This window comes from Haladaptatus cibarius D43 (assembly GCF_000710615.1).
GTDB classification, from domain to species: Archaea; Halobacteriota; Halobacteria; order Halobacteriales; family Haladaptataceae; genus Haladaptatus; species Haladaptatus cibarius.
Window position 1 is genome coordinate 815,771 of the sequence record NZ_JDTH01000001.1, and the last position, 22,871, is coordinate 838,641.

Consider the following 22,871-nt stretch of genomic DNA (forward strand, 5'->3'; position numbering starts at 1 on the left):
ATGGCAGGAAACGACCCACTCAGCAACGCACTCTCAGGCGTGGACAATGCCGAGAGTGTCGGTCATCTGTCCCACACGGTACAGCCCGCCTCGAACGAGATCGGCAGCGTACTTGAGGTCTTTTACGACCACGGGTACATCGACGGCTTCGAGTTCGTCGACGACGGCAAAGCCGGTCACTTCGAGGTCGAACTAAAAGGCGCAATCAACGAATGTGGCGCGGTCAAGCCCCGGTACTCCGCGGGCAAAGACGACTTCGAGAAGTGGGAGAAACGATTCCTCCCGGCCCAAGATTACGGGTCACTCGTCGTCACGACCAGCCACGGCGTCATGAGCCACTACGAGGCCCGCGAACAGGGAATCGGTGGCCAAGTCATCGCCTACGTCTACTAGAACCATGCCACGAGTAGAAATCGAAATTCCGGACGAGGTGACCGCTGACGTAGACCACCTCGACCTGACCGTTGATGGACCGGAAGGAACCGTTACGCGACGGCTCTGGTACCCAGACATCACTGTCAGCGTTGAGGACAACGCAGTAGTCATCGAGAGCGATTCCACCGACGCCAAAACGAAGGCGACGATGGGAACGTTCGAGAGCCACGCACGAAACATGATTCACGGCGTGTCCGAGGAGTGGGAGTACAAGATGGAAGTCTTCTACTCTCACTTCCCGATGCAGGTTCGTTCCGAGGGCGACGCAGTCGTCATCGAGAACTTCCTCGGTGAGAAAGCGCCCCGTAAGACGAACATCCACGGGGACACCACCGTTGAAGTCAGCGACGAGGAACTCTCCCTGCGCGGCCCCAGCATCGAAGACGTGGGCCAGACCGCCGCGGACATCGAACAACTCACTCGCGTGAGCGGCAAAGACACGCGCGTGTTCCAAGACGGCGTCTACATCACGGAAAAGCCGTCTACAGGAGGTGCCTGATAGATGGCAGACGAACCAGAACAGATAGAAGACGTCAGCGGTGTTGGCGATAGCAAGGCCGAGTCGCTCCGCGACGCGGGCTACGAGTCCGTCAAGGACATCGCCAGTGCCAGTCAGGACGACCTCGCCGAAGTCGATGGAATCGGCAACGCACTCGCCGCCCGTATCAAAGCGGACGTCGGTGCCCTCGAAGTCGAAGAGGAAACCGAAGCCGAAATCGAGGACGACGAGGCAGAGGAAGAGGAACCGGACGAAGATGTCGAAACCGAACTGCAACCACGCGGCCTGACCGAGAAGACGCCAAGCCTCGAAGACGAGGAAGCGCGACTTCTCCAACAGCGCAAACGCGAAGGCAAACCGCAGTTCAATCGACAGGACTACCACAAGAAAAAGCGGACGCCCAAATCGTGGCGCAAGCCCCGCGGTGCGCTGAGCAAGCAACGCCGCGGCATCAAGGGCAAAGGCGACATGGTCGAGGCGGGCTACCGCACGCCGAAATCCGTCCGGGGCAAACACCCGAGCGGATTCGACGAGGTTCACGTCCACAACGTCGACGACTTAGACGGCGTGGACGGCGACACGGAAGCGGTTCGTATCGCCTCGAAAGTCGGTGCTCGCAAACGCGAGCGTATCGAGGAAGTCGCCGAGGAAGAGGGCATTCGTGTCCTCAACCCGACCTACGTCGAAGTGGAGGTAGAAGAATGAGTGACCTGAGTGCACAGAAGCGACTCGCCGCTGACGTGCTCGACGTCGGGAAGAACCGCGTTTGGTTCGACCCCGACGCGCAGGGTGCCATCGCGGACGCGATTACCCGCGAAGACATCCGCGAACTCGTCGACGACGGGTCGATTCAGGCGAAAGACGCAAAGAGCAACTCCCGCGGCCGCGCCCGCGAGCGCAAAGCGAAGCGCAAATACGGTCACCGCAAGGGACCGGGCACCCGGAAGGGGAAGAAGGGCGGCCGCAAGGACTCCAAAGAGGAGTGGCAGAACCAAATCCGCGCGCAGAGACGCAAACTGCGTGAACTCCGTTCCGAGGGCGAAATCACGAAGTCGCAGTACCGCGACCTCTACGACAAGTCCAAGGGTGGCGAGTTCCGTAGCGTGCAGTATCTGCTCAACTACATCGAGAACAACTACTAACAATGGCAACTGGACCACGATACAAGGTGCCGATGCGCCGACGCCGCGAGGTCCGAACTGACTACCATCAGAGGTTGCGCCTGCTGAAATCGGGCAAGCCCCGCCTGGTCGCTCGGAAGAGCAACCAGCACGTCAGGGCGCAGCTGGTCACGATGGGTCCCGACGGCGACAATACGGTTGCAAGTGCGTTCTCCGGCGATCTGGAGGAGTACGGCTGGGAAGCCCCGACGGGCAACCTCCCCAGCGCGTACCTCACTGGATACCTGCTCGGCAAACGCGCACTTGACGCCGACTACGAGGAAGCAGTCCTCGACATCGGCCTCAACACGGCAACCCCCGGTAGCAAGGCATTCGCAGTACAGGAAGGTGCAATCGACGCTGGCCTCGACATCCCGCACAACGACAGCGTGCTGGCTGACTGGTCGCGTAACCGCGGCGAACACATCGCCGAGTACGCAGAACAGCTAGACGACTCGCTGTACGGCGGCGATTTCGACGCCACCGAACTACCTGAGCACTTCGACGAAGTGCTCTCTACCCTCCAGGAGGACGAATAATATGTGTGCAAACTACAACGACGGCTGGGAACCCCAGACCCGTCTCGGCCGTAAGGTCGCCGAGGGCGAAATCGACACGATGGAAGGCGCCCTCAATTCCGGACTCCCGCTGAAGGAGCCGGAACTCGTTGACCAGCTCCTTCCCGGACTCGAAGACGAAGTGCTGGACATCAACATGGTTCAGCGCATGACTGACTCCGGGCGGCGTGTCAAGTTCCGCTGTGTCTGTGCAATCGGCAACCGCGACGGGTTCGTCGGCTACGCAGAAGGACGAGACGACCAAGTCGGCGGCGCAATCCAGAAAGCAATCGAGATTGCGAAGCTGAACATCGTCAACGTTCCTCGCGGCGCAGGCTCGTGGGAAGACCGCAGCGACCGACCGCACTCGCTCACCCACCGGACGACCGGCAAGGCGGGCAGTGTGGAAGTTGAACTCATTCCGGCACCGGCCGGATTGGGGCTTGCGGCGACCGACACCGTGCGTAAAATCCTCGAACTCTCGGGTATCGAGAACGCATGGACGAAGAGCCACGGCAACACGCGAACGACGCTCAACCTCGCCAAGGCGACGTACAACGCCTTGGAGAACGCATCGCAGGCACGCGGCCCGCGCGCCCGCCCCGATGAAGAGCCGGAGGTGGCCGACTGATGAAAGCAGTCGTCCAGATTCGCGGCGAGGTAGACATGACGCAGGGTGTCCGTGACACGCTGAGCATGCTCAACCTCCACAAGGTCAACCACTGCGCGCTGGTTCCGGAGACGGAAACCTACCGCGGCATGGTGACGAAGGTCAACGACTGGGTCGCACACGGCGAACCAGAACGGGACGTTCTCGAGACGGTTCTGTCGAAGCGCGCACGAGTGCTCGACGGAAACGAGGACGTTGACGAGGAATGGCTCGCAGAGAACACAGAGTACGCCGACTTCGCCGAACTCGCGGAGGCGCTCCTCGACGAGGAGACGACGCTCCGAGAACAGGGACTGACGCCCGTCCTTCGACTCCACCCGCCACGCGGTGGTCACGACGGCATCAAACACCCCACGAAAGAGGGCGGCCAACTCGGCAAACACACGACTGAGGAAATCAACGAACTCCTCAAGTCGATGCGATAACCATGAGTAAGAAACGACGCCAACGTGGCTCGCGCACGCACGGCGGCGGGACGCACAAGAACCGCCGCGGTGCGGGTAACCGCGGTGGACGCGGACGCGCAGGCCGCGCCAAACACGAGTTCCACAACTACGAACCGCTCGGAAAGCACGGGTTCAAACGACCCGAAGACGCAAAGGAGACGGTGCTCACCGTGTCCGTGCAGAAACTCGACGAAGACGCCATGCTCTTCGCGGCAGAGGGCATTGCCGAGGAAACCGACGACGGCTACGAAATCGACGCACGCGACGTCGTCGATGACGGCTGGGACGCCGACGCCGTCAAGGTGCTCGGCGGCGGTCAGGTTCGCAACAGCCTCGACGTGACCGCGGACGCCTTTTCGGCATCCGCAGTCGAACTCATCGAGGAAGCGGACGGCGACGCCGTCCTTAGCGACCGCGCCGAAGCAGAAGAAGACGAGTCGGACGACGAAGACGAAGCCGAGTAATCTTCCCCGAACATATTCCGTTTCTTGACGCCGATTTCTTTGCTACCGACTGGTTTGTTTACTCTGCTGTCTTGTTCGAACTGACAAATTGTACTGTCATTGAAAAGGATAGTATGTGACTGACGGACACATATCGATTCGACGGTCGTCCTCGACTGGTCGAGGACGACTGAAACGTTCCCGTGATTCCGATTTTGATTTTCCGTTCCCGGTTGGACAACGTTCGCTCGACGCGAGAAAACAGGGGAAACTCCGCTGACTGTCACATTGCGAAGTCGAAGGAGATACGTGTGATGAAGTCAGAGGCATAGTCAATGGGTTGGAAAGAAACCGCAGAACCGGTTTTAACACGGATGCCCACCGTCCAGCGCCCGGAGGGGCACGTCCCCTTCAAGCGCAAGCTAACGTGGACGGCAGGCGTTCTCGTGTTGTATTTCTTCTTGACGAACGTCACTCTGTATGGAGTGGATACGAGTACAGACCTCTTCGGTCAGTTCCGCTCGCTACTCGCGGGCGCACAGGGGTCTGTGTTACACCTCGGTATCGGGCCGATAGTCACCGCGAGCATCGTCCTCCAACTGCTCGGCGGTGCCGACCTCCTCGGACTCGATACGAACGACCCGCGCGACCAAGTACTGTATCAGGGCCTCCAGAAGCTGCTGGTGATCGTGATGATCTGTTTGACCGGCCTGCCGATGGTGTTCGTCGGCGGGTTCTTCCAGCCACAGGAAGCGCTCGTCGCCGCATTTGGCTCCACGATGGCCGTGCAGTGGCTCATCTTCGGGCAGATATTCGTCGGCGCGATTCTCATCCTGTTCATGGACGAAATCGTGAGCAAATGGGGCGTCGGGAGCGGTATCGGGCTGTTCATCATCGCCGGAGTCAGCCAGAGCCTCGTCGGCGGATTCATCTCGCCCGGAATGGAGGGACAGACGGGTATCATCCCGCAGTGGATTGCCATCATCACCGGCAGCGCGCAGAACATTCCGTCGCTGTTGACGGGTGAAGGTATCCAGTATCTCCTGTTCGGCGGCGGCAGTCTGCTCGCCCTCGCGACGACGCTGTTCATCTTCGCCATCGTCGTGTACGCAGAAAGCGTGCGCGTCGAGATTCCGCTTAGCCACGCGCGAGTGAAGGGTGCCCGCGGTCGCTTCCCCGTGAAGCTCATCTACGCGAGCGTCCTGCCGATGATCCTCGTCCGCGCCCTGCAAGCGAACATCCAGTTCCTCGGGCGCATCCTCTACAATCAACTCGGTAGTCTTCCAGCATGGCTCGGCAGTTACACCAACGGACAACCCACGAGTGGGTTCTTCTACTATCTCGCACCCATCCAGCAACCGGGCGATTGGATGTGGTGGGCTGGTGGTCCCGCTGCGACACACGAGGCGTGGCAAGTGCTCCTCCGCGTCGCGGTTGACCTCGGCTTCATGGTCGTCGGTGGCGCAATCTTCGCCATCTTCTGGGTCGAGACGACGGACATGGGGCCGGAGGCGACCGCAAAACAGATTCAGAACTCCGGGATGCAGATACCCGGCTTCCGTCAGAACACTGGCGTCATCGAGAAAGTGATGGAGCGGTACATTCCGCAAGTCACCGTCCTCGGCGGCGCGCTGGTCGGCCTGCTGGCCGTCATGGCGAACATGCTCGGCACCATCGGCGCAGTGTCCGGTACCGGACTCCTGCTGACAGTGTCCATCACGTACAAGCTCTACGAGGAAATCGCAGAAGAGCAGTTGATGGAGATGCATCCGATGATGCGCGAGATGTTCGGCGGATAATCTCCACGAAACACACTCGTTCCTTTTTCGCGGTCGTGCTATCCGAATCACAGAAGGGTCTTGAGTGAGACCTTTGAGCCACGGAATATGCCGTCGAAGTCCTCCTTCCACGCACGTCTTTGTTCGGCGATAGAGCAACACGTCTCTACACACGACACTCACTTCGAGACGCCCGGCAGAGAGAAAGAACCAAACGACGCAACTGGCATCTTCGTTCCCTCCACCTCGCGCGATGGCATCCCTATCGAGATTACTGACAAAACTGTAGACCCGCACTCTGTGGACGTGCGACGACGGGGTGACCGATACGCCCGAAAAAACGGTGCGAGCCTGTTCGTCACGGCGAACGAACACGACGCGTTCCTGTTTCGGCGAACCGAATCCGCGACGGATGGTGTCGAATCTACTACCGACGAAACTGAATTTGCCCGACGACATTACGACCTTCGCACCCAATCCGTGGAGGAGTTCGTCGGGAAATTCATTGCAGACGTCGTCGAACTGCAGGACGGTTCCGAAGTTTCCACCACATTCGACGATATCGTCGTCCTCCGTCTCCGGAGTTTTCACACTAGCATATTTCCGCTGTACGAATCGCTCATCCGCGAGAAATTCGATGACTGCGACCGATTTCGGGAGTTGTTGGTCGAGTGGGCGCGGAAAAACGACTATCCGTTCGAATTTCCCGACCTGAACCAGACGTTCCGAATCGCCGCCCAGCAGTACGCGTATCTGCTGCTGAACCGAACCGTGTTCGCCGAACTCGGCCGTGCGGCCGAGTTCGGCGATAACCGAGCGCCGGATGTATCGATGCAGTCCCTCGACCAACGGGTTTCGGGGTGCGTTCAGTCAGCGGGTGGCGAACACGGCTTCGACCCACTTTTCGAGACCGATAGCGAATTTTTCGCCGCGATTCCGAACGACGACCGAACGCGGGAACGGTTGTTCGACTTCATCAACAGTATCGAAGAAGAGCCGTTTTCGGCCATCGACACCGATGTCGTCGGGCAGTTGTACCAGCAACTCATTCCAGTCGAGGAGCGCAAAACATTGGGGCAGTTCTACACGCCGGATGCAATCGGGCGACTGCTTTCTCGGTGGGCGATTCGGTCACCCGACGACCGATTTCTCGACCCGGCCAGTGGCTCCGGAGCGATTGCGATAGAGGCGTACAAACGACTGGACGAGTTGGGAACTCTTTCCCATCAGGAGATTCTCCGGCGTATCACGGCGGTCGATATAAACGAATTTCCGCTCCATCTCACCGCGCTCAACCTCGCGACTCGGAACGTCCGCGAACCGACGACGGAACGATTTGCGTACCACGCCGACTTCTTCGACCTCGAACCGGGTGCGAGCCGGTCGAATACAGTGGAGAGGGGGAGAGGAGCGACGGAAAACGAGGAAGAACCCACGGCGGGCGACCCGATCGGGACGTTCGACGCGACGGTGGCAAATCCACCCTACGTCCGACAGGAGTTTCTGTACCCGAACCGCGACCATTTCCGCGACCATCTGAAACGGTTCGAACCGGATTCGGCGCGAAACTACTCCGACGGCGAGAGAGCAATCGACGGGCGAAGCGACCTCTACTGCTACTTCCTCACGAACGTCACCCGATTTCTCCGCGAAGGGGCGCGATTGGCGTGGGTCATTCCGACGAAGTGGATGTCCGCGGATTACGGCCCGTCGCTCCGTCGATTTCTCTACGACCAGTACAAAGTCGAAGCGGTGGTCGGGTTCCGAAACCGCCTCTTCGAGGACGCATTGGTCGATACGGTGTTGTTGCTGATGGAGCGAACGGACGACGCGACGGCGCGCAGAAACACGCAGACGAAGTTCATCCGCCTTAACGAACGGATGGACGAAGACGATGTGTTGGCACTCATCGACAGAACCGAGGACGTTCCGGACGGGAGTTACATGACGATTCGAGGGGATTCGGCGTATCGAACGATTACTATCTCACAGTCGTATCTGGCGAACTATCCCGAAGCGAAACTCCAGCAGTACATCACTGCCCCGACGCTTTACACGGCGGTTTTGGAACACGACAATACGGTTTCGCTGTCCGACGTCGCTACGATAACGCGCGGGAAGAAAACGGGTGCGAACCCGATTTTCATCCTCGATGCGGAAACCACTCGTGCGCGAACCATCGACGACCGATTCCTGCGGCCCGCCGTAAAGAGCGTGAAGGAGGTCGATGGGTACGAACAGACGGCAACGGAGGCAGAACAGTGGATGCTCGACATGAGCGAGTACGTTTCGGCGGTCGAATCCGATATTGAAGCCACGGCCGAATCGGCGGGAGAAACCACGAACGACCTCGCAGAAAACGTCGTGTCTGCACTACAGCGCGACGGCTACGACGGCGTGCTGTCGTATCTTCGCTGGGCAGAGACACATCCTGCTCGGTCGAACAAGTCGGTGAACCTCAACGACCCGTGGTTCGATATGGGTTCGTTGGACGACAACACCGCCCCAATCGTCTGTCCGCAGGCGATGGACACGCACCGGTTTTTCGCCCGAACCGACGAGAAAATCGTCGCCAGCAACCGGTTTCTGTTGGTGCGACCGACGACGGTCGATTCGACGCTCCTCCTCGGACTGCTGAACGCCAGTCTCTCGAAAATCGTCATCGAAAGCCACGGCAGGGTTACCGGCGGCGGCGCGATAAACCTCTCAAGTTCCGACCTTCGCACACTTCGCGTCGTTGACCCGGACAGCTTGACCGACGAGCAAAAGGAGACCGTTCGGAACGGATTCGAAACGCTGGCAGGTGGCGACGAACGTGGACGCGACGACATCGATAACGTCGTCGCGTCCGCCCTCGATTTCGACCTCGACAACGGTGAAATACGCGAAATCGCACGAACGCTCAAATCGACGCGGCGGAAGAAAGGACAGGAAGTGGCCGCACTGATTCGGAACGTAGACGAGTTAGAGAGCGGTATCGAGGTGGCATTCGGCGACACTCGGGGACGGAACGAGTAGGTCGCATCAAAATTCGAGGGCGTCGATTTATGCGCCATCGCGCTGTCGTACTCCTATGAACAGGGAACGTGGGTTTTTGCTGTTCCTCATCGCCGTGTTCGGCCTCCTCGCCGGACTCCTCATCAAGCCGTTTCTCCAGTTCGTACTGGCCGCAATTCTCCTGAGCTACGTTCTCTATCCGCTCCAAAAACGGCTCGCGCCACGAATCGGCCCGCGGATTTCGGCGCTGTTGCTTCTCGTCACGACCACGCTCGTGATACTCGTCCCCATCGCGACGTTCTTCGCTATCGCCGCCCAGCAAGCGGCAACGATTCTTCAGGCAATCCTCCGCGGCGACCCGCAGGTCTTCGAACTGCTCGACCTCTTCGAACGGTACACCGGTATCACCATCGAAGGGCGAAACATTCGGGAGTTCATTCCGGAGGATAGCACGTCCCAAATCGTGGACAACGCGATGAGTATCTTCGGCGGGATTTCGGACGCCCTCATCGGAATCACGATTCTGGCGTTTCTCCTGTACTACCTCCTCGTAGACGGTGAAACCTTGCTCCGCTGGATTCGCCGAAGCACGCCGCTTCCGGCGTCGGTACAGGACGAACTGTACGGCGAGATGAATCAGGTCATGTGGGGCGTGCTGGTCGGCAACGTCCTCGTGGCGGTCGTGCAAGGCGTGCTGACGGGTATCGGCCTCGCCATCGCGGGGGTTCCGGGCGTCGTGTTTTGGACGGTCGTCACGACGCTTCTCTCGCTCCTTCCGATTATCGGCGCGTCCGTCGTCTGGCTTCCGGCGTCGGGGTATCTGTTCGTCGTGAACCGCCCGATACCCGCCCTGTTTCTGTTCGTCTACGGAACGCTCGTCATCAGTCTCTCCGACAACTATCTGCGCCCCGTGGTCAGCGGCCGCGAGGCGCGACTGAATCCCGGCCTACTCGTCGTCGGCATCTTCGGCGGCGTCTACGCGTTCGGCTTCATGGGCCTCTTTTTCGGCCCAATCGTTCTCGGCGTATTTCGCTCCCTCGTCACGGTGTTCGCCCGCGAATACGCCCCTCGGGTGTGAGTCCCGCTTCTACGGCGAGTTATCCCTGTTCCCCCACCGAATTGTTCAAGAGGGTGTTACCCTGCGACGACTCCGAGACGATGATGTCCCGTCGGTTGTTCGCTCCGGTGTTGCCGACGACGCGATTGTTGTTGCTCGAAATGAGCAGGATTCCCGTGTCGCTGCTGTTCGAAACGCGGTTGCGGAGGACGGCGTTTTCGTCGCTCGCCCGGAGGCGAACGCCTACGGAGTTCCCCAGTGCGGTGTTCGATTCGACCGTGTTGTTTCGCGCGTTGTCCGCGAGATAAATTCCGTAAAATCGGTTCGTCACTCGATTGTTGCGAATGCGGTTGTCGGCGGCGGCCGAAAGCCACAGTCCCGCGATTTCGTTTTCGCTCGCCACGCTTCCGCGAACCGTGTTCTCGCTCGCACCGAGCAGGGCAACTCCGAACTCGTTGCCGCGGGCGACCGTATCGACGATGCTGTTCCCCTGCGCTTCGACGAGTTGCACGCCGACCAGCGCGTTCTCGTTCGCCGTCGTGTTCCGGAGCGTGTTGTTCTCGCTCGCACCGACGAGGAAGACGCCAGCCACTGCGTTTTCTCGGGCGGTGTTGTTCAGGACGGTTCCGCCGCGAAGCGAAACCAGTGAGAGGCCGACGCGGTTTCGGGCCGTCGTGGTATCCCGGACGGTCGCGTTCTGTATTCCCGTGAATCGAATCCCGTCGTCCCAGTCGGTCGCGGTCGCGTTCCGAACGGTCACGTTTTCGCCGCTCGTGACGAGGACACCAGCGGAACCGAACGCGCCGACGCCGTCAATGTCGTTTCCTCGCCCGTCGAACACCACGTCGTTCGCCGTGATGCGGATACAGGTGTCCACCGTCGCGTTCGTCACGTCGCTCGTCAGGGCGTAGCGACCCGGATTCGAAATCGTCGTGCAGGAATCGATTGCGGTGACCGAGTCACCAGTTTGCGCTCCGTGCTCGCGCACGGAGTCGGCGTGCTGCGGGACAGCGGCCTGTTGGCCCGTTGTCCCGCCGATACCCGGAACCAGTGTGAACGCCAGCACGACCGAAAGGACGACCCAAACTGTTCGCATGCTTCGGTTCTCGTGACCCTCGCAGTTCGTTATTCGCCCCAATCGTGTCGGTATTCTCGATTGTCGGGGGATACGTTTGCGTTTCCGCGGTTGTCGCCCCCAAGTAGTCGCCGTCTGCTTACGATTGCAGTCGCCCGAGAAGCGGAATTTCCTCGATTTTCTCCTTGGGAATCGACTCCCAGTCGATTCCCGACGGACGCGGAAACGGCGTTTCCGTGCGGATTTCTCGGTCAGGTGTGACGAGTACGTCCATCGGCACGTCGTGGGGTTCGAGTCGAATCTCGTCTTCGACCACCTGCATCTCGTGAACCGTCGAGGCAATCGTCGTTTGCTCGTCCACCAATCCCATCTCGTGTAAAACCGCGTATTCGAGGTCGCTGTACCCTTCTCCCTTCCCGACTCGCGCGCCGTCGTCCGTCACTGCGACGCTTCCCGAAACGACGAAATCGATTGACGGCATCTCCTCCGGGGCGACTGGTTCGGCGTAGTCGTCCATCTTCGAAACCGTGGCGGCAGAATCGGTGTCCTCGATTTCCGCCGGGTCGAGTTTCATGAACGGTTTTTCGTCCCGCAGTCGCGGCTGAGCCATGTAGACGACTTTTCCTTCGCGGAGCGCGCGCCGCCGGACGGGGAGTTGTGGCGAATCCGGATTTGCTTTTATCACGCTCGCCTCCCTCCACTCCGGCAGTTCAGCGAGTCGCTCCGCTGCCTCCTTCGCACCTGCGAAGTTCGGAATTCGACCGTGTGGCGGAAACGGAAATCGCGCGACACCCTCGTCTTCCAACTGCGTCCAGATTCGTTCGCGGAGGTCGTCTTTGGTCATACCGGGACTGATTCGTCTCCGTATAAAAAGCGATGGTGTGTAAGTTCTCCGCCAGGGGTAACGTAGTTGCCACAACGGCTTTGCCGGTGACCCCCGTCACTCGTTCGATGGCAAAATACGTTTCACTGGTGAAAATCCGCGGTTCCGTACAGAACGCCCAGAAATTGGCCTCGTCGCTTGGAAACCTCGCCAGCGAAGTCGAGGAGTACGAGGCAGAAATCGACGCGAGTTACGCGATTCTCGGCGAGTACGACTTCATGGTCGTCTTCGACGCGCCGGACAGAAACGCCGCGTTCCGGGCGTCGATAGCCATCGAGAATCAGGGCCTCGACACGCAAACGATGGAAATCGTGCCCGTGGAGGAGTTCGCAGGCCTCGTGGAGGACTAGGTAACCCGTCGTCTAAAATTTCTCCTACACAAGCGCGGATTTTTGTCGAACCTGACAGAGCAAAACGGTTGGTACGAATCCACTGTTCGGCACCGAATCCGCAGGAAAGCAGTGCTTTCCAGTTCACAGGCGGTCGATAACAAAGCCGACACACTCCGTTTCGATGGGTCGTGTTCAGGTTCCGAAGATTGGTCGCGCACACGATTACCGTCGTCCTCGTCGTTAGCCTGTTAGTCGTGGCGATGATGGGTGTCTGGCCGCCAGCCTACACGGTCATTAGCGGGAGCATGGCCCCGAACATCGAACAGACGGACGTCGTCGTCGTCATGGAAGAACATCGGGTGACGCCGCCCGGGAGTCGCTCCGGCGTCGTTTCCGCTCGTGCTGGCAGGAACCAAAGTTACCGCTCGCTCGGCGATTCGGGCGACGTGCTCGTCTTCCAACCGAACGGCGACGATTCCGCGATACCGATTCTTCATCGCGCCCGATTTTGGGTCGAAAGGGGCGAAAACTGGTACGGGAAGGCGAATCCGGCATATCTCGCGCAGGCGGACAACTGCGCCGAACTGAGAAACTGCCCGGCACCACATTCCGGATTCATCACGAAAGGCGACGCTAACGGCTACTACGACCAAGCGGTCACGATTTCGAAACCGGTGCGTCCCCAATGGATTGTCGGCGTCGCCGTCACCCGAATTCCCGGACTCGGAAAAATCAAACAGATAGTACCGGGCTTTGTCGCGCCGGGATTCCTTTCTCCGGAATCTCCAGAAGCCTTGGAACACCCAACGCTCGCCACTCAGTCCCGGAGTAAGGCAACGCTCAGCAGTTTGCCGCCGCCGCAAACCGTCGCTTCGCGGGTCAGCGCGTACAACACGCCAGCGCGGTCGGTTTCGACTTCCTGCAACACCTCGTACGTCGCCGGGTCGTAGAGGGTTCCGATTCGTTCCCCGGCGGCCACTTCGTCGCCAAGTTCGTGATTCGATTCGACCACGAACAGGCCCGAATCGGTGGCATCCACCCGACCGAGGTGGTTTCGCGCGAGTTCCCAATCACCGTTTTCGACGGGCGACCGCTGGAACATACCGAGTTCTCGGCAGACGTTCAGCAGGCCGGTCAGACCGGTTTCGACCGCATCCTCCACGATTTCCTTGTTGTGCGCGAGTTCCGGCGTAATCGAGGGGATTCCTTCGCGGGTGGCCGCGACGCGGAACTTTCCGCCGAAATCGCGCTCGCTCCACTCTACGTCGGCGTCGTCGCCCGCCTGCTCCGACAGGAGGAGGTCGGTACCGAACGCTTCCGCCAGCGCACGCGATTCCGCGTCGTCCTCCATGAACACGACGTGAGGCATCATGTTCGGACTGCCCGTGTGGAGGTCTACGATGGCGTCCGCTCCCGTCGCGTACTCCCAGAGGGTTGCTGCCATGCGCTCGTGGAGAGTGCCTTCCTCGTCACCCGGCCAGACCCGGTTCATGTTCGGATTGATGCTGTCTAACTGCTCGGGCGTGGTGTAGGACACGCGGTCGAACGTGAGGGGGTCTGCGACCGGGACTGCGACGATTTTTCCGGCGAGTTCGTCGGGGTCGATTGCTTCGTGGAAGCGCCGAAGCACCTCACTCCCGTTGATTTCCCGGCCGTGCTGTGCCGCCTGCACGTACAGGGTCGGGCCGTCGTCCGCGCCATCGTAGGTGTGAACCGTCGTTTCGAGTTCGACGCCGGAAGGGAGTCGAGCGAGCGGTACGCGTTCCGCGCTGTGTCCTGCCATCGCGTAAACTACTGCGGTGGAGGCAGTATGAACGTACCGAACTTCGAAAGTGATTCACACGCAAGGTGTTCGGGGTAACGAACGAATCGATAGATTTAGTATAAAAATCCGAGCCATCTGGTGAAAGTGAACAGGGGGGAGAAAACCGTCCCGAATTCGCGGCGGGACGCTACCTTTTACTCCCGTCGCCGTATCGGATTCGATAGATGTACTCGCGGGAGCATTTCCTCATCGGCGTAGTTGTGTCGGGCCCTCTCCTCGTACCCCTTTCGGAGCGGTTCGGAACCACGCTTCTCGCCGGACTATTCGTCTACGGCGTCCTTCTTTCCGTTTTCATCGATTTAGACCACTTCGTCCTCACCCGGATTCGAACCGGGAGTTGGCGACATCTCGCGGCCTGCCTGAAAAACCCGGTCGCCGCCTTCGGTGACCAAGACTGGGTGTTCGAGGACGTGGATAGCACGGATTTAGAGCACGAACGTATCTTGTCGCACGTTCTCCTCGGGGGTGTTCTGGTGGCACTCTTGGTCTTCGTTTCGCCAGCAGTCGCGGTGTTTTCGGCTGTCGTCCTCTACTTTCACATTCTTGCTGACTTGCTTCGGGATACTGGTGTGTTGTAGAAATTTGATGGAAATCGGATTTTTGGAGATTTACGAGCACCATGTGGCGCACACTTGATGCGAGTCGGAGGGCGTGGTCAGTTGCGGTTCCTCGGTGGATGAAGGGCGAGCGAAGCGAGGGATGGAGAAAATCGAAGATTTTCACGGGTGAGCAAACGCGAAGCGTTTGCGAGCCACGGAAAACCGGCGGTTTTCCGGTGCCTCGGAAGAGCAAAGCTCTTCCGGTGGCTTCGTTTGGAGTTGTGATTTGCTTCTTCCCATTTGACTAGATTGTGTTTCAGCAAATCACGACACCACTGAAAACCGCCACCACCTCCGCACCGCAACCGGCCACACGCCTCCCCAACCGATTTCCTCACTCGCTGACACTCAGTCGGTCATCCCTCGCACGCTGTCAGTGCAAGCCTCCGGGCGAGATGCCCTTCGGCTCGCACCAGCGCGCGCCGAATTGTTTCTGTCCCACTCGTCATGCATGACTACATTCTCCCCAGTTGAACAATCTCGTTTCTCCATTCTCCGTATCTCGTTGGCAACAAAATATTTCGCTTATCCCCCCGTTGATTCCACTGGAATGACGGAAATCTACCAGCGGTTGGAGTCGGAGCTGAAAGAAAAGGGCGAAATCATGGTGAAGACGGCTGGTGGTGAGGAACTCGAACTCCACACCCACAACGTTGAGTTCGAGGAAGACCCGTACATCAAAATCGAGGCCGACGACGAGGTTCACTGGGTGGACGCGAGCCACATCGCCCACTACTGGATTCACGAGGAAATTTAAGCCGAATCTCGACCCGATTCGCTCGAATCGAAACGAAAACCGATTCGAACTCCGTTTTCAGTTCGAACTCGGTTTCGGTGCGTGACCACGGCGGAATTTTTTGAGCGTTCGATAGACCGGGAACAGCGCGTCCTCCAGTCGTCCCGAAACGCCAGTCGGGTGCGAACAGACGATGACCGGAACGCCCGCGAGTTTAGCGTAGGAGACGACGCGGTCGGGCGTACTGCCGAACACCCGACGTTTCAGCAGGCGGGTTCGGGACGCGCCGATGACCAACACGCTGTCGTGTTCGTCGGCGGCGTCGACCAACCCCTCGGCGACTGTGTCGGCCTGCCTATCGTGTGTCTCCACGGCCGGAACGTCCCCGAGTTCCGACAGCGTCCCGTCAAGGTCTTCCGCCGTCCCACCCTCACCTCCCGGGGTCACGTTGGTGACGTGAACCTCGGAACCGCTTCGTCCGAGTTCGTTCACGAGCGAGAGCGCGGATTGGTGGTGTGGCCCACCGCCGGTTCCGACCGTGACGCTGTCGAGGGTCGGCGCTTCTTCGCCGAATCCGTCCACGAACAGCACGTCGCAGGGCGAGTCGTACTCCACGGCCTCCGCGATGTCCTCGTGTTCTTTCGGATACCCCATTAGGATGAGGTCGGCCTCGTCCTCACGAGTAGTGTTCAGAATGTCGAAGGAAACGCTCCGACAGATGTGTCCTTCGACGGTGTAGTCCACGTCGAGGTTCGCCTCGCCGAGGGTGTCGAGCAGGCGGTCGTCCTCGAACGTCCGCGAGGAAAAGAGGTAGCCGCCGCCGTTTTCCGCGTAAATCGATGCAAATTCGGAGTAAGAGGCCGCAGTTACGCCCCCAATCGCCGCCGTGATGACGAACGAGATAACTGCGTTACTACCGACTTGGGCGATTGCAGTTCCCGAGAGCGAGAAGATACCCGCGGCAATCATCGTCCCTAATCCCAGTGCGAAAGCAACACGGAACCCCAACGTGCGGGTATGCTCTGCCATATCCGGAATCGTACCGTTCCGAGGTGGAGAAGGGTTGGAGCTGAATGTGCAAGCAACCGTACCCAATACTGTTACCCGACCATACCCGGCACTGTTACCCGATGAACAGCAAAACCGAGCTATCGCCGTTCTCTGGGTCGAATTGCTGAAAAGTGACTCTGGCTCCTTCCAAAGAGAAATATCCTTACGCTGTGGGTGAAAACACCTCGACAAGAATGATACGGAGGGTAACGCATGCGCGTCATCATCGTCGGTGCCGGTGAGGTCGGTTCGTCCATCGCTCAAAGTCTCGCCGACTCCCACGAAGTGATCGTGATAGACCGAGACGGAGAGCGTGTGGACTCGCTCACGTACTCCATCGACGTCCTCGCAATCGAGGGCGACGGGACTTCGCTCGCCACGCTCCAAGAGGCGGGCATCGAAGAAGCGGACATGGTCATCGCCAGCACTGACGACGACGAGACGAACCTCGTCATCTGCGGGACGGCGAAAACCATAGACGACCCGTTCACCATCGCACGGGCAAAGAAGGTGGATTACCTCGATACGTGGGAACACGCAGAACAGGGCGCGTTCGGCGTCGATTTCATGGTCTGTACGAATCTTCTCACCGCGATGGACATCGTCCGCGTCATCGGCCTGCCTGCGGCGCGCGACGTAGACCCCTTCGCAGGTGGCGAAGTGCAGATGGCCGAGTTCGAAGTTCGGGCCGAGAGTCCAGTGGCAAATCAGACAGTGCGGGAAGCAGACCGCTTCGAATCGCTCACCTTCGCCGCGATTATCCGAAACGGCGACGTGGACATTCCGGGCGGAGAAACCGTGATTCAGGCCGACGACAAGGTCGTCGTCATCGGCAGTCCGGAAAGCGTCCAGCAGTTCGCGCTCGAAGTCGCGCCCGATGAAACGCCGGACGCAGACAAGGAACTGGTCGTCATCGGCGGGAGCGAAATCGGCTTTCACACTGCTCGACTGCTCGAACAGCGAGATTTGCGCCCACGACTCATCGAACAAGACGAAGAGCGCGCGCGGGAATTGGCCGAAGACCTCCCGAAAACCATGGTCATGGCGAGCGACGCGACCGATGCGGAGTTCCTCGCCCGCGAACACGTGGACGAGGCGGACGTGGTCGTCGCCGCCTTGGAAAACGACGAGAAAAATCTCCTCGTCTCGGTGCTGGCAAAGCAACTCGGTGCCGAACGCTCGATTGCAATCGTCGAGGACGCCGAATACGTCTCGTTGTTCGAGGCGGTCGGCATCGACGTGGCAATCAACCCCCGCGAGGTAACCGCCGAAGAAATCACGCGCTTCACCCGCGAAGACGGTGCCGAAAACATCGCACTCATCGAGAACGACCGCGCGGAGGTGTTGGAAATCGAAATCGACGCCGACAGCGTCCTCACCGGCCGCCCTATTCACGAGGCGGTCGCAGACCTTCCCTCGGGCGTCGTTATCGGCGCGATTACGCGGAACGGGAAGTTCGTCGTTCCCCGCGGTGATACGGTCGTGCAGGAAAACGACCACATCGTGCTGTTCGTCGATACGAACGTCCTGAACGAAGTAAACGACGTGATATGAATCTCCGCGTCAACTGGCGGGCCAGCGTGAGCCTCGTCGGCACCGTCGTCAAATGGCTCTCGGTACCGCTTCTGTTTCCGCTCATCATCGCGGCCTACTACGGCGAGTTGGATGCGATTCGAACCTTCGTGACGACCATCGTCATTGCACTGGTGGTCGGCAGTTCGCTCGAACGTCTCGAACCAGACCCCGACCTCGGTGCACGCGAGGGTTTCCTGATGGTCGCGCTGACGTGGTTCGCAGTGTCCATCGTCGGTGGCCTTCCCTACGTCATCGCTGGGAACCAAATCACCCTTCTCGGGCAGTTCCCGTTCATCAACGTCGTCTCCAGCCCCTCGACGCTCGCAGATCCAGTCAACGCGCTGTTCGAGAGCATGAGCGGCTTTTCGACCAGCGGAGCGACCGTTATGGGCGACATCTCCTTCGAAACACACTCACGCGCACTGCTGATGTGGCGGCAGTTGACCCAGTGGCTCGGCGGGATGGGAATCGTCGTTCTCGCCGTCGCCATCCTCCCGGAGTTGTCGGTCGGTGGCGCGCAGTTGATGGAGGCGGAAGCGCCCGGCCCGGGCATCCAGAAGCTCACGCCGAAAATCGCGGAAACCGCGCGCGCGCTCTGGAAAGCGTATCTCGGTATCACGGCGCTGGAAATCGTCCTGCTGTACGGACTCCATCTTCTCGGCCCACTCGTCGGACAACCCCTCGCGCCCAACATGACGCTTTACAACGCCGTCGCGCACGGCTTTACGACGATGTCTACCGGCGGCTTCTCGCCGGAGGCGAGAAGCATCGAGGCGTTCTCCGCAGTGGTGCAGTGGCTCATCATCCCCTTCATGGTCGCGGCGGGGACGAACTTCGCGCTGTTCTGGCACGTTTTGAGCGGCGACCCGCGAAAATTGATTCGTGACGCAGAGTTCAGATTTTACGTCGGCGTGATGGCCGTCCTCTCCGCGATTTTGACCGCCCTGCTCTTCACGCATCAGGAATTGGTGTTCGTCCCCGGCGGTGCGCCCGTCGCAGGTAACTTCGAATCGTCGCTTCGACACGCCGCCTTCCAAATCGCTTCCATCGTCACGACGACGGGATACGCGAGCATGGACTTCAACACGTGGAATAGTTCCGCGCAGTACCTCCTGTTCGCGGCGATGCTCATCGGCGGGAGCGCCGGTTCGACCGGCGGCGCAATCAAAATCGTTCGCTGGTACGTGATTCTGAAATCTCTTCGCCGGGAACTGTTTACGACGGTTCATCCCGAAGCGGTTCGACCGCTCCGTCTCGGCGGACGCGCGCTGGACGAACGCGCAGTCCGCGGCATTTACGTCTTCACTCTGCTCTACATGGTCATCTTCTTCGTCAGTGCACTCCTCTTGTTTCTCAACGCGGAGCGCGCTGGCGGGCCGAATCTGAACACGTTGGAGGCGCTGTCCGCGGTTGCCGCCACGCTCGGCAACGTCGGTCCCGGCTTCCAACTGCTCGGCCCGATGAACAGCTATCTGCCGTTTTCGGACACCTCGAAACTGTTCATGGTCGCGCTGATGTGGATTGGCCGACTCGAAATCCTGCCGGTGTTGGTTCTGCTGACGCCCGCCTACTGGCGGTCGTGAGCCGGTTTCGACTCGGTCGAAATCTGTGATCATTCGACCGAGACAGTTTCGAGCAACGACACACAAAAGTCAATACGAGAGAAAGTACACCATCTGATAATGTCGTCTCGACCGTTTTTCACGTTTTCCCCGGATGAACTCGATACAGCGCAGATACTCAATGAAGCACTCCCGCTTGCAAAACTCATCGGAGCGGTTGGCGTGGCTGCCCTTATACCAATGCTTTTGCAATTCTTTCTGATTGAGGTATTCGGACTAGTTCCGGTGTTCGGACTCCTGTTCACGCTTGCGACACAGTTCATCCTCGCGGTCGGAACTGGAATCGTTCTCATCTACGTCATCGTTCGCGCAAACCAACTCGCCGACGAGTAATTGAGTCGGTCAAAAATGGCGTCCGTGGATCTCGACGGAGAAAGTGGTTCGACAGAAAACCGTTCGGTTGCTTAGCCGAACAGTCGCTCTCGGAGCGACCGCGAGTGTGCTTTCTCGGCGAGGAGAACGGAACAGTCCACGTCGTTGACCACGTCGAGCGCGAGCGACCCGCGGACGAGGCGCGAGAGCAGTCCTTCCTCGGTTGCGCCGATGATGAGCATCGAACAGTCCTGCGCGGCCCGTTCGATTGCTGCTTCCACATCGCCGGATTCGACGATGAGGTTCGCGTCGGCCAATTCGTGTTCGTCGGCCCAGTCGGCGAGGAACTGCTCGCCGTCTTCTTCGCCGTCGTCGGCGACGTAGAGAAGCGACACTTCGGAGTCGTACTCCGACCGGAGCATTCGCGCGATTGCGGCGCTGAGGGCGGAGTCCGGCCCACCGGCGGTCGGAACGAGCACCCTGCTGGGGTCGAATCCGCGGTCGCGGTAGACAACCACGTCGCAGGGCAGGTCGTTCGTCAGTTCGTCCATGGCGCTTTCTGCACGTCCGGGCGACCCGTGACTGTCTTTGCCCCAACCCATGACCACGAGGTCTGCATCGTGGCTTCGGGCGGCGTCGAAGATTTCTTCGAACGAGCGGTGTGAGAGGATGGTGTGAGTTTCGACCGGAACGCCGAACGTTTCGGCGTCCTCGCGGGCGCTTTCGAGCAGTTCCTTGGACTCTGAATCGAGTTTCTCGACGTGTTCGGCACCGCTCGCAAGCGGCGTCTGGTCTGGCACTTGCACGATGTGGGTTGCAACGACGGTGCCGCCGCGTTGGCTCGCAACCGCGCTGGCGAGCGAAATCAGGTCTTTTTCGTTTTTCGGATTCGCCAGCGGAACCATCACGCGGTAGTCGCCGCCGTCCGGTTTGACCGACGATGCCGCGGACACTGCGGGTTCCGGCATCTGTTCGGAACGGCTAAGGATGTACTTGCTAAGGATGCCCTGTTTGTCGGTTTTCTCTCTGGCGTAGAAGAAGTACCAGAGCATTCCGACCGGAATCGACGCGAGTGCGAGGATGACGACATCCCTGTCGTTGAACCCGATGAGCGCGAACGAGAGGATGGCGCCCAGAATCGGCGTTATCGGATAGAGGGGCACCCGGAAAGAGGGTTCGTACTCGTCCACGTCTGCCTCGCGCATCACGATGAGGGCGATGTTGAGCAGGCCGTAAACGATGAGATGCAGGATGCTCCCGATGTTTGCGAGCAGCGTCACGTTCCCGATGAGGATGAGCGCGAGGATGATGCCACCCGTCACCGCGATGGAACGGTACGGCGTTCCGAAGTTTTCGTGAATCTCGTTCAGCCACGGGGTGACGAGTTTGTCACGACCCATGGCGAAGTTGATGCGCGAGGACGCCAGAATCGAGGCGTTCGCGCTGGACGCCGTCGCCAACAGGCCACCGAACGTGATGAGTCCGGCACCGAGGGCGGCAAGCCCGACGGTGCCGAAGGCGATTTCGGCTACGTCGATAACCGGGGTTCCGGTCACGTCCGGAACGAGTTCCGTCCAGTTGACGATGCTCATCAGCACCACCATCACGATGGCGTAGATGATAGTCACGATGACGACGCTTCCCACGACGGCGAGCGGGAGGTTTCGTCCCGGATTTTTGATTTCTTCGCCGACAGTCGTAATCTGGACGAAGCCGAGATACGAGACGAAGATGAGCGCAGTCGCGGGCATGATTTGGTCAGTTCCTCGCGGGGCGAACGGTTGGAGCGTCGAAAGATCGCCCTGCGTGATGCCGAGTATCGAGAACACGGTGAGGATACCGACGAGCGTGATGACGATGATGTTCTGGAGTCGTCCCGTCTCCTTCGCACCGACGTAGTTGACGAGGACGAACAGCGCGCCAGCGATAAGTGCACCCACTTGGTCGGGAGTGAGAATCCACAGTGATGGCACTGCGATGAGCGTTTTCACGTAATCCCCGAAACCGAGCATGTAGAACGCCGAGGCGAAGGCGAGTCCTATCCAGTTGCCGAGTCCGGCGATGGAACCGAACAGCGGGCCGAGCGCGTGATTGATGTAGTAGTATGCACCACCGGCTTTCGGCATTGCCGTCCCGAGTTCGCTGGCCGAGAGCGCGGTAAACAGCGAAATGACGCCGCCGATGACGAACGACAGGGCGACTGCAGGCCCGGCCATCTGCGCGGCCTCGCCGGGGAGGACGAAAATCCCCGCACCAATCATCGTCCCGATACCGATTGTCAGGGCGGCCAGCGGGCCGAGGTCTTTGGCGAGTTCCTCGTCCGCCATCAGTCGTCCTCTCCGTCCGGAAGAATAACGACTGGCCGATTCGTCTTCGTGGCGAGCGAGAGTGCCACGTCCCCGGTGAGGAGTTTCATCCAGCGACTACCGCCGCGAGGCGTGAATGCAATTGCCGTAGCCTCGACCTCGTCGGCAGTTTCGAAAATAGCGTCCGCCACGTTAGTGCTGTATGCGATTTTCGTCTCGACCGGAACGCCGAGCGCATCACAGCGTTCCGTAACGATTTCGAAAATCTCGTCCGCCTGTTCTTCGCGCTGTTCGACGGACGCCTTGTCCGGTGCACCGCCCGCTTTTTCGACGACGTGGAGGGCGATAACCCGACCGCCTGCCGACTCGACTCGCTCCAGTGCGGCATCGCAGGTAGATTCGGCGTCTTTCTCGCTGGCGACTGGGATAACGACGCGCTCTAACAGGCTCATGTGACGTACCACCCAGTGTCGATTATCTGTCCTGTATGCCGCTGAATCGCATCCGTCCATCG

The 22,871-nt window shown here is 59.7% G+C and carries 23 protein-coding genes; 17 read left to right on the forward strand and 6 right to left on the reverse strand.

Annotation, left to right across the window (positions count from 1 at the left end):
* The 11 genes from HL45_RS04300 (at window position 1) to HL45_RS04350 (ending at window position 10,063) form a co-directional block, all read left to right on the forward strand.
* Window positions 1-393: a 30S ribosomal protein S8 gene (locus HL45_RS04300; RefSeq protein ID WP_049969854.1), complete on the forward strand. Its 393-nt coding sequence runs from the start codon at window positions 1-3 to the stop codon at window positions 391-393.
* Window positions 394-397: 4 nt separating this feature from the next.
* A complete protein-coding gene (locus tag HL45_RS04305) occupies window positions 398-934 on the forward strand; it encodes a 50S ribosomal protein L6 (RefSeq protein ID WP_049969855.1) in 537 nt (178 codons plus the stop codon).
* Window positions 935-937: 3 nt separating this feature from the next.
* Window positions 938-1,639: a 50S ribosomal protein L32e gene (locus HL45_RS04310; RefSeq protein ID WP_049969856.1), complete on the forward strand. Its 702-nt coding sequence runs from the start codon at window positions 938-940 to the stop codon at window positions 1,637-1,639.
* Window positions 1,636-2,076 (forward strand): 50S ribosomal protein L19e, encoded by a 441-nt coding sequence (locus tag HL45_RS04315; RefSeq protein WP_049969857.1) that lies wholly within the window; start codon window positions 1,636-1,638, stop codon window positions 2,074-2,076. The genes HL45_RS04310 and HL45_RS04315 overlap by 4 nt, the downstream gene beginning before the upstream one ends.
* A gap of 2 nt (window positions 2,077-2,078) precedes the next feature.
* The gene (locus tag HL45_RS04320; protein WP_049969858.1) at window positions 2,079-2,633 is read left to right on the forward strand and encodes a 50S ribosomal protein L18; all 555 of its coding nucleotides are present in this window, start codon (window positions 2,079-2,081) and stop codon (window positions 2,631-2,633) included.
* A gap of 1 nt (window position 2,634) precedes the next feature.
* The gene (locus HL45_RS04325; protein ID WP_049969859.1) at window positions 2,635-3,282 is read left to right on the forward strand and encodes a 30S ribosomal protein S5; all 648 of its coding nucleotides are present in this window, start codon (window positions 2,635-2,637) and stop codon (window positions 3,280-3,282) included.
* Complete coding sequence (gene rpmD / locus HL45_RS04330) at window positions 3,282-3,746, forward strand: 50S ribosomal protein L30 (protein WP_049969860.1); 465 nt, start codon at window positions 3,282-3,284, stop codon at window positions 3,744-3,746. The genes HL45_RS04325 and rpmD overlap by 1 nt, the downstream gene beginning before the upstream one ends.
* A 2-nt stretch (window positions 3,747-3,748) precedes the next feature.
* Window positions 3,749-4,231 (forward strand): uL15m family ribosomal protein, encoded by a 483-nt coding sequence (locus tag HL45_RS04335; RefSeq protein ID WP_049969861.1) that lies wholly within the window; start codon window positions 3,749-3,751, stop codon window positions 4,229-4,231.
* A 314-nt stretch (window positions 4,232-4,545) separates the two neighbouring features.
* Entirely contained in the window at window positions 4,546-6,009 is a 1,464-nt protein-coding gene (secY, locus tag HL45_RS04340; RefSeq protein ID WP_049969862.1) for a preprotein translocase subunit SecY, read from the forward strand.
* An 87-nt stretch (window positions 6,010-6,096) separates the two neighbouring features.
* Window positions 6,097-9,006, forward strand: coding sequence for an HsdM family class I SAM-dependent methyltransferase (locus HL45_RS04345; RefSeq protein WP_049969863.1), 2,910 nt, complete (start codon window positions 6,097-6,099; stop codon window positions 9,004-9,006).
* 55 nt (window positions 9,007-9,061) lie between these two features.
* Entirely contained in the window at window positions 9,062-10,063 is a 1,002-nt protein-coding gene (locus tag HL45_RS04350) for an AI-2E family transporter (RefSeq protein ID WP_049969864.1), read from the forward strand.
* Window positions 10,064-10,082: 19 nt separating this feature from the next.
* Here the strand turns inward: HL45_RS04350 and HL45_RS04355 are convergent, their stop codons facing one another.
* Entirely contained in the window at window positions 10,083-11,138 is a 1,056-nt protein-coding gene (locus HL45_RS04355) for a right-handed parallel beta-helix repeat-containing protein (protein ID WP_084156790.1), read from the reverse strand.
* A 118-nt stretch (window positions 11,139-11,256) separates the two neighbouring features.
* The gene (locus tag HL45_RS04360; protein WP_049969865.1) at window positions 11,257-11,961 is read right to left on the reverse strand and encodes a 5-formyltetrahydrofolate cyclo-ligase; all 705 of its coding nucleotides are present in this window, start codon (window positions 11,959-11,961) and stop codon (window positions 11,257-11,259) included.
* Between the two features lie 107 nt (window positions 11,962-12,068).
* Here HL45_RS04360 and HL45_RS04365 point away from each other — a divergent pair, with 107 nt between their 5' ends.
* Window positions 12,069-12,350 (forward strand): GYD domain-containing protein, encoded by a 282-nt coding sequence (locus HL45_RS04365; protein WP_049969866.1) that lies wholly within the window; start codon window positions 12,069-12,071, stop codon window positions 12,348-12,350.
* Window positions 12,351-13,149: 799 nt separating this feature from the next.
* On the opposite strand, the gene HL45_RS04370 is transcribed toward HL45_RS04365, so the two are convergent.
* Window positions 13,150-14,115: a succinylglutamate desuccinylase/aspartoacylase family protein gene (locus tag HL45_RS04370; RefSeq protein WP_049969867.1), complete on the reverse strand. Its 966-nt coding sequence runs from the start codon at window positions 14,113-14,115 to the stop codon at window positions 13,150-13,152.
* A gap of 206 nt (window positions 14,116-14,321) precedes the next feature.
* Here HL45_RS04370 and HL45_RS04375 point away from each other — a divergent pair, with 206 nt between their 5' ends.
* A complete protein-coding gene (locus HL45_RS04375; RefSeq protein ID WP_049969868.1) occupies window positions 14,322-14,735 on the forward strand; it encodes a hypothetical protein in 414 nt (137 codons plus the stop codon).
* Window positions 14,736-15,306: 571 nt separating this feature from the next.
* Window positions 15,307-15,513, forward strand: a complete 207-nt coding sequence (locus tag HL45_RS04380; RefSeq protein WP_049969869.1) for a hypothetical protein — start codon at window positions 15,307-15,309, stop codon at window positions 15,511-15,513.
* Window positions 15,514-15,570: 57 nt separating this feature from the next.
* On the opposite strand, the gene HL45_RS04385 is transcribed toward HL45_RS04380, so the two are convergent.
* Window positions 15,571-16,521 carry a universal stress protein gene (locus HL45_RS04385; RefSeq protein ID WP_144239998.1) on the reverse strand — a complete coding sequence of 317 codons (951 nt, stop codon included), beginning with the start codon at window positions 16,519-16,521 and terminating at the stop codon, window positions 15,571-15,573.
* A 234-nt stretch (window positions 16,522-16,755) separates the two neighbouring features.
* Between HL45_RS04385 and trkA the strand changes: the two genes are divergently transcribed.
* The 3 genes from trkA to HL45_RS04400 all read left to right on the forward strand — a co-directional run bounded on the left by trkA (window position 16,756) and on the right by HL45_RS04400 (window position 20,072).
* Window positions 16,756-18,096, forward strand: coding sequence for a Trk system potassium transporter TrkA (gene trkA / locus HL45_RS04390; RefSeq protein WP_049969871.1), 1,341 nt, complete (start codon window positions 16,756-16,758; stop codon window positions 18,094-18,096).
* Entirely contained in the window at window positions 18,093-19,700 is a 1,608-nt protein-coding gene (locus HL45_RS04395; protein WP_049969872.1) for a TrkH family potassium uptake protein, read from the forward strand. The genes trkA and HL45_RS04395 overlap by 4 nt, the downstream gene beginning before the upstream one ends.
* 99 nt (window positions 19,701-19,799) lie before the next feature.
* Window positions 19,800-20,072, forward strand: coding sequence for a hypothetical protein (locus HL45_RS04400; RefSeq protein WP_211250822.1), 273 nt, complete (start codon window positions 19,800-19,802; stop codon window positions 20,070-20,072).
* A gap of 71 nt (window positions 20,073-20,143) precedes the next feature.
* On the opposite strand, the gene HL45_RS04405 is transcribed toward HL45_RS04400, so the two are convergent.
* Both HL45_RS04405 and HL45_RS04410 read right to left on the reverse strand, forming a co-directional pair.
* The gene (locus HL45_RS04405; protein WP_049969874.1) at window positions 20,144-22,378 is read right to left on the reverse strand and encodes an amino acid permease; all 2,235 of its coding nucleotides are present in this window, start codon (window positions 22,376-22,378) and stop codon (window positions 20,144-20,146) included.
* Window positions 22,378-22,809, reverse strand: coding sequence for a universal stress protein (locus HL45_RS04410; protein WP_049969875.1), 432 nt, complete (start codon window positions 22,807-22,809; stop codon window positions 22,378-22,380). The genes HL45_RS04405 and HL45_RS04410 overlap by 1 nt, the downstream gene beginning before the upstream one ends.
* Window positions 22,810-22,871: the final 62 nt, after the last annotated feature.